Source organism: Bradyrhizobium sp. USDA 3315, assembly GCF_054056795.1.
The window spans coordinates 512,547-527,492 of sequence record NZ_JBSRYP010000001.1 but is presented as its reverse complement, the minus strand read 5'-3'; the positions used below and the strand labels follow the sequence as shown (position 1 = coordinate 527,492).

13 protein-coding genes are annotated in these 14,946 nt (G+C 65.1%); 2 read left to right on the top strand and 11 right to left on the bottom strand.

Annotated elements, in window-relative coordinates; all coding sequences use genetic code 11:
• Positions 1-63: 63 nt before the first annotated feature.
• Complete coding sequence (gene mutL / locus ACVIYL_RS02300; protein ID WP_456777619.1) at positions 64-1,881, bottom strand: DNA mismatch repair endonuclease MutL; 1,818 nt, start codon at positions 1,879-1,881, stop codon at positions 64-66.
• A 233-nt stretch (positions 1,882-2,114) separates the two neighbouring features.
• On the opposite strand from mutL, the gene ACVIYL_RS02295 reads away from it, so the two are divergent.
• Entirely contained in the window at positions 2,115-2,435 is a 321-nt protein-coding gene (locus tag ACVIYL_RS02295) for a ribbon-helix-helix domain-containing protein (RefSeq protein WP_016848007.1), read from the top strand.
• 306 nt (positions 2,436-2,741) lie between these two features.
• Here the strand turns inward: ACVIYL_RS02295 and ACVIYL_RS02290 are convergent, their stop codons facing one another.
• The 4 genes from ACVIYL_RS02290 to ACVIYL_RS02275 are packed head-to-tail and all read right to left on the bottom strand — an operon-like array spanning position 2,742 to position 5,646.
• Positions 2,742-4,310 (bottom strand): GMC family oxidoreductase, encoded by a 1,569-nt coding sequence (locus ACVIYL_RS02290; RefSeq protein WP_456777618.1) that lies wholly within the window; start codon positions 4,308-4,310, stop codon positions 2,742-2,744.
• Positions 4,311-4,327: 17 nt separating this feature from the next.
• Positions 4,328-4,876, bottom strand: coding sequence for a hypothetical protein (locus ACVIYL_RS02285; protein ID WP_018269794.1), 549 nt, complete (start codon positions 4,874-4,876; stop codon positions 4,328-4,330).
• Between the two features lie 53 nt (positions 4,877-4,929).
• Positions 4,930-5,325, bottom strand: coding sequence for a VOC family protein (locus ACVIYL_RS02280; RefSeq protein WP_057016635.1), 396 nt, complete (start codon positions 5,323-5,325; stop codon positions 4,930-4,932).
• On the bottom strand, positions 5,326-5,646 hold the full coding sequence (locus tag ACVIYL_RS02275; RefSeq protein WP_438080472.1) for a c-type cytochrome: 321 nt from the start codon (positions 5,644-5,646) through the stop codon (positions 5,326-5,328). It lies immediately after the preceding gene.
• Between the two features lie 390 nt (positions 5,647-6,036).
• On the opposite strand from ACVIYL_RS02275, the gene ACVIYL_RS02270 reads away from it, so the two are divergent.
• A complete protein-coding gene (locus ACVIYL_RS02270; RefSeq protein WP_057016634.1) occupies positions 6,037-6,336 on the top strand; it encodes a hypothetical protein in 300 nt (99 codons plus the stop codon).
• 264 nt (positions 6,337-6,600) lie between these two features.
• On the opposite strand, the gene arfB is transcribed toward ACVIYL_RS02270, so the two are convergent.
• From arfB to ileS, 6 genes are all read right to left on the bottom strand, one after another.
• The gene (gene arfB, locus ACVIYL_RS02265; protein WP_253604240.1) at positions 6,601-7,020 is read right to left on the bottom strand and encodes an alternative ribosome rescue aminoacyl-tRNA hydrolase ArfB; all 420 of its coding nucleotides are present in this window, start codon (positions 7,018-7,020) and stop codon (positions 6,601-6,603) included.
• Positions 7,021-7,538: 518 nt separating this feature from the next.
• Positions 7,539-8,903: a M16 family metallopeptidase gene (locus tag ACVIYL_RS02260; protein ID WP_456777617.1), complete on the bottom strand. Its 1,365-nt coding sequence runs from the start codon at positions 8,901-8,903 to the stop codon at positions 7,539-7,541.
• Positions 8,900-10,291: a M16 family metallopeptidase gene (locus ACVIYL_RS02255; RefSeq protein WP_310879657.1), complete on the bottom strand. Its 1,392-nt coding sequence runs from the start codon at positions 10,289-10,291 to the stop codon at positions 8,900-8,902. Before ACVIYL_RS02255 ends, ACVIYL_RS02260 begins: the two co-directional genes overlap by 4 nt.
• Before the next feature lie 152 nt (positions 10,292-10,443).
• Entirely contained in the window at positions 10,444-11,175 is a 732-nt protein-coding gene (locus tag ACVIYL_RS02250) for a hypothetical protein (protein WP_253604237.1), read from the bottom strand.
• 100 nt (positions 11,176-11,275) lie between these two features.
• Positions 11,276-11,797 (bottom strand): signal peptidase II, encoded by a 522-nt coding sequence (gene lspA, locus ACVIYL_RS02245; RefSeq protein WP_456777616.1) that lies wholly within the window; start codon positions 11,795-11,797, stop codon positions 11,276-11,278.
• Positions 11,770-14,832, bottom strand: a complete 3,063-nt coding sequence (ileS, locus tag ACVIYL_RS02240; RefSeq protein WP_456777615.1) for an isoleucine--tRNA ligase — start codon at positions 14,830-14,832, stop codon at positions 11,770-11,772. The genes lspA and ileS overlap by 28 nt, the downstream gene beginning before the upstream one ends.
• Between the last annotated feature and the right edge of the window lie 114 nt (positions 14,833-14,946).

The following is a 14,946-nucleotide window of genomic DNA, read 5'->3' as shown; positions in this document are numbered from 1 at the left end:
GTTTGTCATCGGGCGGCGCTTTGCGCCGACCCGTTGGCTTGCCCAGGACGACGGGGATGGAGACTACCGCCGCCCGAACAGCTTCTCGATATCGCTCAGCTTCAATTCGACATAGGTCGGGCGGCCGTGGTTGCACTGGCCGGAGTTCGGCGTGTCCTCCATCTCGCGGAGTAGCGCGTTCATCTCTTCCGGCTTGAGGCGGCGGCCGGCGCGGACCGAGCCGTGGCAGGCCATGGTGGCGGCGACGTGCATCAGCCGGCGTTCCAGCGGCAGCGCCTCGTCCCATTCGGCCATGTGCTCGGCGAGGTCGCGCAACAGGCCCGCCGCATTGGCCTTGCCGAGCAGCGAAGGCGTCTCGCGCACCGCGACGGCGCCGGGGCCGAAGGATTCGATCGCCAGCCCGAACGACGCCAGCTCCTCGGCGCGGTCGAGCAGCTTCTCGACGGTCGCCTCATCGAGCTCGACGATCTCGGGGATCAAGAGGATCTGCCGCTGCACGCCGTTCTTCGCCAGCGAGGCCTTGAGCTTCTCATAGACGATGCGCTCATGCGCCGCGTGCTGGTCGACCACGATGAGGCCGTCGCGGGTCTGCGAGACGATGTAGGTCTCGTGGATCTGGGTGCGCGCGGCGCCGAGCGGCCGGTCGAGCAGGTCGGGCGCGGGCGCGGCCTCGAAGCGCACATCGGCGGTCGGCGCGCCGACGTCGAAGGCGGCCTGTCCGGGCTCGGCGAAGGCGGGCGCCGCCGCACCGTCGAATGCGCGCATCGGACCAACCGGATAGGACGGCGAGCCGCGCCAGTCCCAATTGCCCGGACGTGGCGGCGTGAAGGCCGGGCGGAAGGCCGAGAGCGCGGCGCCGTCGGCGGTATTGGCCGCGGTGCGCCTGCCTTCGCGCGCAAGGCCCTCCTTCAAGGCGTGCACGATGAGCGCGCGAACCAGGCCGGCGTTGCGGAAGCGCACCTCGGTCTTGGCCGGATGCACATTGGCATCGACGCCCTCGGGGTCGCAGGTCACGAACAGCGCCACGACGGGATGGCGGTCGCGCGGCAGATAGTCGGAATAGGCCGCGCGCACGGCGCCGAGGATCAGCTTGTCGCGCACCGGGCGGCCGTTGACGAACAGATATTGCCCGAGCGCATTGGCGCGGGTCAGCGACGGCGCGGCGGCAAAGCCTTCGACCACGACGCCCTCGCGCTCGGCGCGCACCTCGATCGCACTGGCACGAAAATCCGCACCCAGGATATCGCCGAGCCGGGTCAGCCGGCCGGCCGCGCCGGGCAGCGCCGCGGCCCAGGTGACCGGCGCACGCTCTTCGCCGGCCAGCGTGAAGGCGATGTCGGGACGCGCCATGCCGAGGCGGCGTACCACCTCGCGGATCGCCTCGGCCTCGGTGCGGTCGGTCTTCAGGAACTTCAGCCGCGCCGGCGTCGCATAGAAGAGTTCATTGACCTCGACGCGGGTGCCCTGGCCGAGCGCGGCCGGCATGACCTCCGACTTCTCGCCGCCTTCGACCGACAGCGACCAGGCATGCGGCTCGCTGGCATGACGCGTCGTGATGCCGAGCTTTGCGACCGCGCCGATCGAGGGCAGCGCCTCGCCGCGGAACCCGAGCGTGCGGATGCGCAGCAGGTCTTCGTCGTCGAGCTTGGAGGTGGCGTGACGGTCGACCGCAAGCGCGAGGTCGGCGCGGGTCATGCCGCCGCCGTCGTCGGTAATGCCGATCCGGCGCCGCCCGCCGCCATCGGTGAAAACGTCAATCCTGCTGGCGCCGGCGTCGATCGCGTTCTCGACCAGTTCCTTGACCACGCTCGCGGGGCGTTCGACCACTTCGCCGGCAGCGATGCGGTTGACGAGCTGTTCGGGAAGCTGGCGGACGGGCATGGATTGGACGTTCGGAGGAGCGATTCGAGGCTGGCCATTACTATAAGTCGCCGCGCCGGCAAATGCATGGGACCGATATGGCGGCCGGATGCGGGTTGGGGATGAGTCCGGCCTATCGCCTTGAAGACGCTTGGCTTCGGCGGCCGGCGCGTTACGCCCTACGTCCCGATTGTGGGGCCGCGCGCACAGGTATATCGTTTAGAAAAATTATAAGTTCTCGCCGGAGGAACGCCATGTGCCATCTTTTCGCGCATCAGCCGCAACGCGACTATGAATCGCAGACCCGATCGTTGCGGATCGACGGCCATTGCACCTCGATCCGGCTGGAAATGTCGTTCTGGGATACGCTGGAGGAGATCGCGGCCAAGGAAGGCATGACCTTGGCCAAGTTCCTCACCACCCTGCACAACGAGGTGCTGGATCATCACGGCGAGGTGAACAATTTCGCGTCGCTGCTGCGCTGCTCCTGCCTGATCTACCGCGCCAAGGCCAATGCGCCGGCGGTGGTCCCGGACTATCGCGGGGCGGCGGCGATCATGGATGCGGCGGAATAGATTTCGCGCAAGTCCATCACGCAAAAAGAAAGCGGCCTTGCCCTGACTGGACAGGGCCGCTTCAGTGAGAGGGGAATTGTATTTTCTTGCTAAAGCGCAGTGGCGACCACGACGGCGCTGCGCTCCCTCGCCCCGTGCTTACGGGGAGAGGGTTGGGCTGAGGGGCCGTCTCCGCGTATCCGGTGACAGCTGCGTTTGCGGAGACTCCCCCTCACCCGGAACGCATCTAACGATGCGCTCCGATCTCTCCCCGCACGCGGGGCGAGGTGAGGCGGAATCCGGACTCGGTTCGAATGGTCGTCTGGTCTAGATCTCCTTGCGCTGCATCGCGCCGGCGATGCGGTCGGCCTGGCGGATCGCCAGCGACACGATCGTCAGCGTCGGGTTGCAGGCCGCTCCGCTCGTGAACTGGCTGCCGTCGGAGACGAACAGGTTCTTGATGTCGTGGGTCTGGCCGAACTTGTTGACCACGCCGTCGCGCGGCTTCTCGCTCATCCGGTTGGTGCCCATGTTATGGGTCGAGGGGTAGGGCGGCGTCGGATAGGTGACGGTGGCACCGACCGCCTCATAGACCGCGGAGCCCTGCTTGTAGGCGTGATCGCGCATCGCGACGTCGTTCGGATGATCGTCGAAATGCACGCTGGCGACCGGCATGCCGAACTTGTCCTTGATCTTCGGATCCAGCGTGATGCGGTTGGTCTCCTGCGGCATGTCCTCGCCGACCAGCCACATGCCGGCCATCCGCGGATAGCCCTCGATCGCGCTGGTGAAGCTGCGTCCCCAGGCGCCGGGATTGAGGAACGCGGCCATGAAGGGCAGGCCGAGCGACAGCGTCTCCATCTCGTAGCCGCCGACGAAGCCGCGCTTCGGATCGTTCTTGGCCTCGTCGCGGATGATGCCGGCCATCGTGGTGCCGCGATACATGTGCACCGATTTCTCGAAGCTCGCATACACGCTGCCGGTCATATGCCGCATGTAGTTGCGGCCGACCTGGCCGGATGAATTGGCGAGCCCGTCCGGGAACATGCTGGACGCGCTGTTGAGCAAGAGCCGCGGGCTCTCGATCGAGTTGCCGGCGACCGCGACGACGCGGGCCTTCTGGCGCTGCATCGCGCCCGTCGCATCGGCGTAGACCACGCCGGTGACCTTGCCGGACTGGTCGTGCTCGATCTTGATCACCATGCTGCCGGGGCGCACTTCGAGATTGCCGGTGGCTTCGCCCTTCGGGATCTCGGTGTAGAGCGTCGACCATTTGGCGCCCGACTTGCAGCCCTGGAAGCAGAAGCCGATCTGCTGGCAGGAACCGCGGCCGTCGCGCGGCTCGCTGTTGATCGCCATCCGCCCGGTGTGCACCTCCTTGTAGCCGAGCTTCCTGGCGCCGGCTTCCATCACCTTGAAGTTATTGTTGCCGGGCAGCCCTGGGATGCCGTTGGTGCGGGTGACGCCCATCTTGTCCTCGGCCTTGGCGTACCACGGCTCCATCTCGGCGAGCGTGATCGGCCAGTCGATCAGGTTGGCGCCGGGAATGGTGCCATAGGCCGACTTGATCTTGAACTCGTGCTCGTCGAAGCGCAGCGAGGCGCCCGCCCAGTGCGTGGTCGAGCCGCCGACCGCCTTCACGATCCAGGCCGGCAGGCCCGGAAAGTCCTGGTGGACGCGCCAGCTGCCCGAGGTCGAGCGCGCGTCGGACCAGGCGAGTTGGGTGAAGCTGTCCCATTCATCGTTGATGAAGTCCTGGTTCTCGATGCGCGGGCCGGCTTCCAGGATCACGACCTTGACGCCCTTCTGCGCCAGTTCATTGCCGAGCGTTCCGCCGCCGGCACCGGAGCCGACGATCACCACAACGCCGCTGTCATTCAGATCGAATTTTGCCATTGTTTCCTCCCGACCCGTTAGACCTTCGGCAGCCAGTCGATATCGGCGAAGCCGCGCTTGATGTAGCCGCCATGCTCGGCCGAGGAGCCCTCGTAGCCGAACCGCGGCCACACCTCCTTGTTGTTGTAGATGGAGACGATGAGGTCGCCGCGGATCTTCTGGAAGAAGGCGCTCTGTTCGATCTGTTGCAGCAGCGCGACGCGATCGTTTTCCCAGGCGACCTGGACATAAGGCATCTTGTGGCGGTCGTTGGCCGCCTGATCGAGCCTCGTGACGCCGTCATTGATCAGCGACTTGACCGCCGGATCCTTCGCGGCCTTCTCGTCATACGGCTTGACCGCTGCTATGTAGTAGCTGTCGCCGAGGAAATCGTGCGGATAGATATCGCGCGCCATCTTCAGCAGCGTCTTCAGCGTGGCCGGCGTCAGCGTCGTGGCGCCTTCGGCCCACGCATCGGTGATACCGAGCCCCGTCGAGGTCGCAATCGCGACTGCGGGTGCGGTCACGGCCGCGCCTTTGAGAAAGACACGCCGGTCATATTTGCTGCGTCGATCGATTTCTCTCATGGGTTCCTCCGTCAATTTTTATTTGTGCAATTGCCTTGTTGTCTGAGCATGCTCTAGCCGAAGCGCCCGCCGCGCTGGATCACCTCGATCTTGTAGCCGTCGGGATCGGAGACGAAGAAGAAGCGCGCCAGCGTCTTGCCGTCGTGCTTGAAGTCGCGCAGCGGCCCCGGCGACAGTTTCTCCTTTTCGAAGCGCGCGTGCTCGGCATCGACGTCATCGACGATGACGGCGAGATGGCCGTAGCCGTCGCCGAGCGTGTAGGGCTCCTTGCGATCGAAGTTGACCGTGAGCTCGACCTCGAAGGGCGAGGAGGGATGGCGCAGATAGATCAGCGCGAAATCGGGAAATCTCAGATTGTCCGCGATCTCCAGGCCAAACGCGCGCTGGTAGAAGTCGAGCGCTTTTCCTTCGTCAAACACGCGGATCATCGAATGCACGGGTTTCGCCATTCAGTTCAGCTCCTTCAGATAGGCGATGATCATGGCGCGGGTTTCCGGCTTGGCCTGCCGGTAGGCCATCACGGCGCCCGGGATCACCTCCTGCGGATTGGTCAGCCAGGCATCGAGCCTGGCGTCGTCCCAGACGAAATCGGCCTTGCTGAATCCCGCGGAATATTTGAAGCCGTCGGCCTTGCCGGCGTGGCGGCCGACGACCTTATAGAGCGACGGGCCTTGCCGGACGGCATCCGACATGTTGGTGGTGTGGCAGGTCGCGCATTGCTGCTTGAACAGCGTCGCCCCATCGGGCGGCCTGGCGGCGGGCAGGGGCATCTGCGCAGCCGTCATTTGCACTGCAAGCATTGCGCTGCAAAATCCCAGCCCCAACGACCACCTTGCGCGCAGCTTTGTCATCTACATCACCGCCTCTGTGCGGTGACTGTAGGAGGCTGAAATCCGCCGTTGGTAGTAGCGGGCTGTTTCACAGCAGAACAAAGCTGGGCGGTGATCTGGCGCGGAACCGGTGGTTGCCGCATATGCGGACGACAATTTCGCAAAATGACCGCGAAATCCCTGCACGATCACCACACGACGCAGCTTGCATCTCGCGTGCGCCGTTTGCGGAAAATGCAGTCTTGCGCGATGGGGTTCAGGGTCGGCGCTGCAAACGGCGCACCACCTGCGCCGCTCCTCCATCGTCAATTAAAGTCCCAGGAGAAATGGATGACGTTTGCAAAAACCAGCGTGCTCGCCCTTGCCATCTCGGCCGCGATGGCCGGCCCCGTCCTGGCACAGGGAACGACTGCACCGGATACCCGCGGCGGTGCACAGGGCAGAGGTACCATGCAGCAGGGCGGCGGCATGTCCGGCAGCGGCGATGAGGAAATGACGGCGCAACCTGGCGCGACGACGCAGAAGAGCGGCGCCGCCGCCAAGTCGGGCAGCAAGGGAACGGTCGGCAGCGGACGCACGGCACCGAAGTCGGGCGGTTCCGAGATGGCGCCCGCAACCAAGAAGTACTGAAGCACGAGAGCCTTCGCGGTTCTGATCAATCGGAACCAAGGCTCGAGCTTCTTGTTCTGACGCGTTCCTTCGCGCGAACCGACATCCGCTTCGCGCGAAAACGCTTCTGGTTACGCTGACCGGATCCCGGATGCAGTGCCGCGCGCGCTGCGTCCGGCGTTCCCTGGAGCATGATCCGGAAAAGTGGAAACCGGTTTTCCGAAAAGATCATGCTCAAACAAGGAGATGAGATCATGATGCGATTCCGTGGAAACGCGTTATGATCTAATCGTCGAAACGGCGGGCGCCGCGCCCCGCCTTGATGTCGCTGCGGCGCTTCTTGCCCTCGAGCCGGCGCTGCTTGGAGCCGAGCGTCGGCTTGGTCGGCCGCCGCGGTGTCGGCCGCACCATCGCCTCCCTCAACATCTCGAGCAGCCGCTCGATCGCATCGGCGCGATTGCGTTCCTGGGTGCGAAAGCGGAAGGCGTGGATCACGATCACGCCTTCCTTGGTCATGCGGCTGCCGGCGAGCCGCGCCAGCCGCTGCGCGGCGTCTGCCGGCAATGCAATCTTGTTGGTATCGAAGCGAAGCTGCGCCGCGGTCGAGACCTTGTTGACATTCTGTCCGCCCGGGCCGGAGGCGCGGACAAAGACGATCTCAATGTCGTTCTCGTCGATCGCAAGGTCGCGGGACACCCGCAGCATGACATCACCCGTGGAGGGAAGAATCGGCAGGCCGCAGGATAGCGGGTTTGTGCTGTGCGTGCTTCAGCTGCGTAGATGCAGCGTTAGGTACGTCTGAGAGCGCCGCGTGTGGCTTACCCCTCTCCCCACCCTCCCCCGCAAAAGCAGGGCAATCGCATATGGAATGAGCCGATTCTTCCGCGCCGTCATGGCCGGGCTTGTCCCGGCCATCCACGTCTTTTCTTCGCGTGGAAACGAAGACGTGGATGCCCGGGACAAGCCCGGGCATGACGAGTTTGTGGGAACTCCGATCGCCTCAAACGGCCATATGCGATTGCCCTACCCGCAGGGGGAGGGAGCCCTACCGCCTATACGTCCCTGACGGCCCGAGAACGGGCTGTAGTGTTTGCGGTGACTCGGTGTGAGGTGAGCACGCTGTTCCAGCTCCCTCCCCCCTTGCGGCCCTTGCGGGGGAGGGTGGGGAGAGGGGTGGCCACGGCGGTGGTGCGGACGAAGAAGTGAGAGCGCGCCGAAGCGCGTCAGTTCGCCTTCGGCGGCGCCGACACCGGCTGCGCCGCGGCCTGCGGGGCGCGGCCGACGATTGCGGTGAGCAGGCCGTTGCCCCAGAGCTTTTTGGCGACCCGCTTGGCATCGTCGAGCGTCACCGCGTCGACGATGGCGTTGCGCTTCTCGATGTAATCGATCGGCAGCTTGTCGAGCTGGTATTGCAGCATCGCCTGCGCGAGCTTGGAGGAGGTGTCGAGCGCCAGCATCTGCGACCCCTTCAGGTAGGACTTCGCCTCGTCGAGCTCCTTCTGCGTCGGACCTTCCTCGGCGATGCGGCGGACTTCCGCTTCGATCGCATCGACGGTCTCGCCGGCGCGATCGGCGCGGGTGCCGGTGTTGCCGATGAACAGCGCGGAGTGATCCATCCAGACCAGCGCTTCATAGATCGAGTAGGCCAGCCCACGCTTCTCGCGCACTTCCTTGTAGAGCCGCGACGACAGTCCGCCGCCGCCGAGAATGTGGTTCACCACATAGGCCGCCATGAAGTCCGGATCGTGCCTGGCGATGCCGGGGCCGCCGAAGGTGACGACGGTCTGCGGCACGTCGAGCGGGACGAAGGCGCGCTGCGGCGGCCTGGTCGCCACGACGTCAGGAATGGGCGTCAATTCGGCTTTCGCCGGCAGGCCGCCAAAGGTCTTGTCCAGCAGCTTGCCGAGCGTATCGGCATCGACGTCGCCGACCACGGCAACGCGCAGCGTATCCTTGGCGATGATGCGGCGGGTGTAGTCCTTGAGATCGGAGATCTGGATGGTCGGCACGCTGTCGAGCGTGCCGGTGGCCGTCCTGGCATAGGGATGATCGCCGAATGCGAGTTCGAGGAACTTGCGGCCGGCGAGCGAGGACGGATTGGTCGATTCGCGGCGCAGATTGGCGATCACCTGGGCGCGGATCCGTTCGACGTCCTTCGGCTCGAAGTGCGGCGAGGTCAGCGCCATCCGCAACAGGTCGTAGGCTTCGTCCTTGTTGTCCTTGAGCATGCGCAGCGAACCGCGGAATTGATCGCGGTTCGACTGGAAGCTGAGCTCGATGGCGCGGCGCTCGAGCCGCTCATGGTAGGTTTTGGAATCGAGATCGCCGGAGCCCTCGTCGAGCAGGTCGGCGACCAGATTGCCGACGCCGGGCTTGCCGGGCGGATCCTGGCTGGCGCCGCCGCTGAAGGCATATTCCATCGCGATCAGCGGCACGGTCGCGTCCTGCACGAACCAGGCCTCGATGCCGCCGGGCGATACCAGCCGCTGGATCTTGGCCGCGGCCTGCGAGGGCACTGAAGTCAGCGTCAGCAGCGCGGCGCAGGCGCCGCCGATCAGCGCCGCACGGCGGGTGAGGGAATAGATCACGAGCGCTTCTCCTCACGTTTCGGCGCAGTATCCTTGATCAGGTAGCCGGTCACCGACCGCTTCTTGTCGAGCCAGCTGGCGGCGGCATTGCGCACCTGCTCGGCGGTGACGGCGCGGATGCGGTCCGGCCAGCTGCGGATATCCTCGATGCTGAGCCCGGTGGTCAGCGCGCCGCCATACCAGCGTGCCAGCGTCGCCTGGTTGTCCTGGGCGTAGATCGCCTCCGCGATGAGCTGGGTCTTGACCCGTTCGAGATCCTCGGCGCGCGCCGGGTTCTGCGCGAGGTCGGCGATCACCTTGTCGATCGCGTCCTCGATCTGCGCGAACTCGACGCCGGGTTTCGGCGTCACCGAGATCGAGAATTGCGACGGATCGAGCGAAGTGCCCTGGTAGCCGGCGCCGGCCGAGATCGCGAGGCCCTTGTCGATCACCAGCGAGCGGTAGAGATAGGAGTTGGCGCCGCCGCCCATCAACTGCGCGAGCACATCGAGCGCCTGGCTCTCGCCTGAAGCGGCGGTTGTCGCCGAGGGCACCAGGTAATAGCGGCGCAGGCTCGGCTGTTCGACGCGCGGATCCGACAGCGTCACGGTGCGCGGCGCGGCCGGTGTCGGCTCCTGCGGCCTGACCCGCTTCTCGGGGATCGCATGCTGCGCCGGGATCGGGCCGAAGTTCTTCTCGACCAGCGGGCGGATATCCTTGACGTCGACGTCGCCGGCGATGACCAGGATCGCGTTGTTCGGCGCGTAGAAGCGGCGGTAGAAGGCGAGCGCATCCTCGCGGTCGAGCTTCTCGATCTCCTGGTGCCAGCCGATCACCGGCCGGCCATAGGGATGGTTGAGATAAAGCGCGGCCATGATCTGCTCGGTCAGTCTTGCATCCGGGTTGTTGGCAACCCGCATGTTGAACTCCTCGAGGACGACATCGCGCTCGGGCAGCACGTTCTCGTCCTTGAGGATCAGGCCGGTCATGCGGTCGGCCTCGAACTCCATCATGGTCGGCAGCTGCTCGCGCGGCACGCGCTGGAAGTAGCCGGTGTAGTCGACCGAGGTGAAGGCGTTCTCATTGCCGCCGACGCGCAGCACGGTCTGCGAGAACTCGCCGGCCGGATGCTTGGCGGTGCCCTTGAACATCAGATGCTCGAGGAAGTGCGCCAGGCCGGACTTGCCGGGCGTCTCGTCGGCCGAGCCGACCTTGTACCAGATCATCTGCGTGACCACCGGCGTGCGGTGGTCGGGGATCACCACGACCTGCAGGCCGTTGTCGAGCGTGAAACTGGCGGGGCGTTCCGAGGTGACGGTGGTCTGGGCGCGGAGGCTGGCACCCGGCAGCGGGATGGTGGAAACGAATGCGGCAGCGAACAGGGCGATCGATCGGCGAGAGCGCATCATGGTCCTTATGAAAGCCCGGACCCACGGCCGGGGCGCGAAAGCATGCCATCGTACACGGTCGTTCCCGTGCCGATGGTCACGAAGCGGAGAGACACCCGCCGCCCCGCATTAAGCTTTGCTCATGTCAGCCTTCGCCCGCGGAGGCCAAGCGATCACTGTACCGGTTTTCCGCTCATGACGTCGTATTGGCCTTCTTGCGACTTCGGCATCATCGGTCCGGTGCCGTAGGCAAAGCCCGAGGACGGGGTCTGGTAGCCCGGCGGCGGCTCGGTCAGCGAGTCGCGCGTCGGCTCACCCTTGAACGGTTTGGACTCGCTGCTGTTCCCCTTGAACATGCCGAGTAGGCCGCCGGTGTAACCGAGCTGGCTCGGCATCAGCGACGGATTGGTGCTCACGCCGGGCTCCAGCGGCTCCTTGCGGCCATCGGTGGCCGTCTGCTGCTTGCGGCCCGCCTCTATCTCGGCCGGCGTCAACGCCACCGCGGACTGCCACGGCTCTTTCTTGACATCCTTCTTGCGCGCCGCGATCGCAGCCTTGCGCGCCGCGATATCAGGGTCCTTCGGCCAGTTCGGCGCGTTGACCTGGGCGGTCGATGCCGGCGGGGGCAAATCCAGCTTCGGCGGCACCACCAGCGGCGAGCGCTCTCGGTAGTCGATGCCCTTGCTGGCCGCGCTCTTGGCGCCGAGCCCGGTCATCAGATTGTCGACGATCCGCTCTTCGAAGGTCAGTCCATCGTCGCCGTCATCCTCATCGTCGCCGGCGCGCACCGGGCCGGCCGTCATGACAAGGCCGATCCCGGCTGCGACGAACGCCAGGCGCAGGCCGCGCATCAGCGGCATCCGGGACGTTTCGATCAGGTAACCGCGGGCTTTGGTGTTGCGCATCGCGCCATTCCCATCTCAAAATTCGCCAAAGCGATCACTGGCTTAGGCACAGTTCCGCTTGAGCAGGTGTCGACCGCTGACCGGCTCGTATCGGCCGGGATCAGGGCGCTTTTACGGCGGGGGTCCCCACCACGGAATCATACAATAGGGCTGCCACGCCAGCAACGATGGCTACGTCGGCGAGGTTGAAGATGTACCAATTGAAGGTTTTTCCCCCGATCTCGGCATGAAGCAGGGCAAAATCGACCACCGCGCCATAGGCGAAACGGTCGATGCCGTTCCCGATGGCACCGCCGATGATCAGGCCGAGCGACACCGTCGCGAGCCAGGTCCGCGACCGCGCCATCCAGATCGCCAGCGCGATCACGGCCGCGGCCTTGATCACCATCAGCAGGATCTGGGCCGCCGGGGTCTCGCTCTGGAACCAGCCGAAACTGATCCCTGGATTCCAGGCCAGCACCAGGTCGAAGAACGGCGTCACCCGCACCGGGGCGTGATGCACGATGTCGAGGACATGGAGCAGCCAGAGCTTGGAGGCCTGGTCGGCGATCAGGGTGATCACCGCCGCAAGCACACCGGCGCGAACGGGCGAGCTCAAGCCGAGACCTCCAGCGCCTTCCATTCGCGCAGCGCTTGCGCGTCGCGCGGCGAGACGTCGGGATATTCGGGGTCCTCGCCCACCGTCGGCAGAATCTTCCACGAACGGGCGCATTTGGTGCCGACCGCCTTCTCGACCACGACAGCAACTCCAGGCACGGCATCGAGGCGGAAGGCTGTGGCCGGCGCCTCGCCCTTGCGCACCTCATAGTTCGAAGTGATGCAGACTTCGGCGAGATCGATGTCGAACAGCGTGGCCAGCATCTCCCTGTCGGCGACGTAGATCACCGGCGATGCCTCGAGCGAGGAGCCGATCCGCTTGGCGGCGCGTTCGAGCTCGAGCGCGCCGGTGACGACGCGGCGGACGTTGCGGACCGTTTCCCACTTCGCGGCAAGCGCGTCGTCGCGGAACTGCTCGAGACCTTCAGGGAACAACGTGAGATGCACCGAAGGCTCGGCGTTCGGCCGATACATCCGCCAGGCTTCGTCGGTGGTGAAGCTGAGGATCGGCGCCAGCCATTTCAGTATCGCGTCGCAGAGCAGATCGATCGTGGTCAGCGCCGCCTTGCGCGCCACCGAGGACGGCGGATCGCAATACAGCGTGTCCTTGCGGATGTCGAAGTAGAACGCCGACAGCTCGGAGTTCATGAAGGCCGCGAGGCTTGCGACCACGGTCTTGTAGTCGAAGTCGGCATAGGCCTTGCGGATGGTCTCGGTGTGGCCGGCGAGCTCGTGCAGCATCAGCCGCTCGAGCTCGGGCATCTCGGCAAAGGCGACCTTCTCGCTCGGCTTGAAATGATGCAGCGTGCCGAGCATCCAGCGGATCGAGTTGCGTAGCTTGCGATAGGTCTCGATGGTGTTCTTGAGGATCTCCGGGCCGATGCGCTGGTCGTCGGCATAGTCGGTGGCGCACACCCACAGGCGCAGGATATCCGCGCCGGAATCCTTGATCACCTTCTGCGGTTCGACGGTGTTGCCGAGCGACTTCGACATCTTGCGGCCGTTCTCGTCGAGCGTGAAGCCGTGGGTCAGCACGATGTCATAAGGCGCGCGGCCGCGCGTGCCGGCGCTTTCCAAGAGCGACGAGTGGAACCAGCCGCGATGCTGGTCGCTGCCTTCGAGATACATCACGGTGTCGTTGCCGCCATCGACCTTGCGGACGATGTTGCCGAGCTGCGGGAAGTTCTGGCGGTCTTCCAGCACGAAGGCATGCGTGGAGCCGGAATCGAACCAGACGTCGCAGATGTCGTCGACCTTCTTCCAGTTCTCGGACGCGCGGGACCCGAGGAAGCGCTCGCGGGCGCCGTCCATGTACCAGGCGTCGGCGCCTTCCTCCATAAACGCTTCGGTGATGCGCTGGTTGACCACCTCGTCCTGCAGGATCTCGGCCGAGCCGTCGCTGTTCTCGCGCACGAACACGGCGATCGGCACGCCCCAGGCGCGCTGCCGCGAGATCACCCAGTCGGGGCGATTTTCAATCATGCCGTTGATGCGATTGCGGCCCGCTTCAGGAACCCACTTCGTTTCACCGATAGCAATTAGTGCTCGGTTTCGAATCGTGTCCAAAACAGGTTCGTCATCAACAAAGTCTACGTCGTCGACCCGCGATGCCGGAAGTTCAGGAAGGAGTTTCGCTGTGATAGGCTTATCCATCGCGATAAACCATTGCGGTGTGTTGCGAAAGATCACCGGCTTCTTGGAACGCCAGGAATGCGGATACTGGTGCTTGAGGCGGCCGCGCGCGAGCAGCCTGCCGGCCTCGATCAGCGCCTTGATCACGGCCTCGTTGGCATCGCCCTTCTCGCCCTTGTCGTTGAGCACGCGTTTGCCGGTGAAGCCCGGCGCCTGTGCGGTGTAGGCGCCGTTCTCGTCGACCGTATACGGGATCGCGGTCGGGATGCCGCGCGCATCGAGCTCGCGGGTGTTGGCCGTCCAGACGTCGAAGTCCTCGCGGCCGTGGCTCGGCGCGGTGTGCACGAAGCCGGTGCCGGTGTCGTCGGTGACATGCTCGCCGGCGAGCAGCGGCACGATGAATTCGTAGCCGCCACCGAAGCCGCGCAGCGGATGGGCGCATTCCACCGCGTCCAGCGTGTCGCCGGGAATATCGCGGACCTTCTCATAGGACGTGACGCGGGCCTGCTTGAACACCTCGGCGGCAAGTGCGTCGGCCAGGATCAGGAGATCGCCGGTCTTGGCCCAATTGTCCGCCGGCGCGTCCGTCACCTTGTAGAGGCCATAGGCGATCTTCGGCGAGAACGAAATGGCGCGGTTGCCGGGCAGCGTCCACGGCGTGGTGGTCCAGATCACGACCGAGGCATTGGCCAGCGCGCCATGCGCCGGCGAGGTGACCGGGAATTTCACCCACACCATGTCGGAGGTGTAGTCCTCGTATTCGACCTCGGCTTCGGCAAGCGCGGTCTTCTCGACCACGCTCCACATCACCGGCTTCGAGCCGCGATAGAGCGTGCCGTTGGCGGCGAACTTCATCAGCTCGCGGGCGATCTGGGCCTCGGCCGGATAGCTCATCGTCTGGTAGGGATGGTCCCAGTCGCCGATGATGCCGAGCCGCTTGAACTCCTCGCGCTGCACGTTGATCCAGTGCGTCGCATAGGCACGGCATTCCTTGCGGAACGCGACCATCGCCGCCGAGTCGCGGAAATCGGGCTTCTGCTTGCCCTTGGAGCGGTAGTTCTCCTCCTCGATCTTCCATTCGATCGGCAGGCCGTGGCAGTCCCAGCCCGGCACGTAGTTGGAGTCGAAGCCGAGCATCTGCTGGCTCTTGGTCACGACGTCCTTGAGGATCTTGTTCAGCGCGTGCCCGATATGGATGTTGCCGTTGGCGTAGGGCGGGCCGTCATGCAGCACGAATTTGGCGCGGCCCTCGGCTTCCCGGCGGAGCTTGTCGTAGAGGCCGATGTCGTTCCAGTATTTCAGGATTTCCGGCTCGCGCTGGGGCAGGCCGGCGCGCATCGGGAAATCCGTCTGCGGCAGGTAAAGGGTCTTGGAATAGTCCCTAACGTCAGTCTTTTGGGCGTCGATCTTTTGCGGCTTGTCGGACATGAAAGCTCTGATTTGGCAGGTGCGGGCGCGGATACGCGATCAATCGCGGGTGAAACGGCGAAGTCCCGGTCTTGCGCCGAGCCTTCAGGCTCAGGCGGAAGCCGGGCCGCTAAT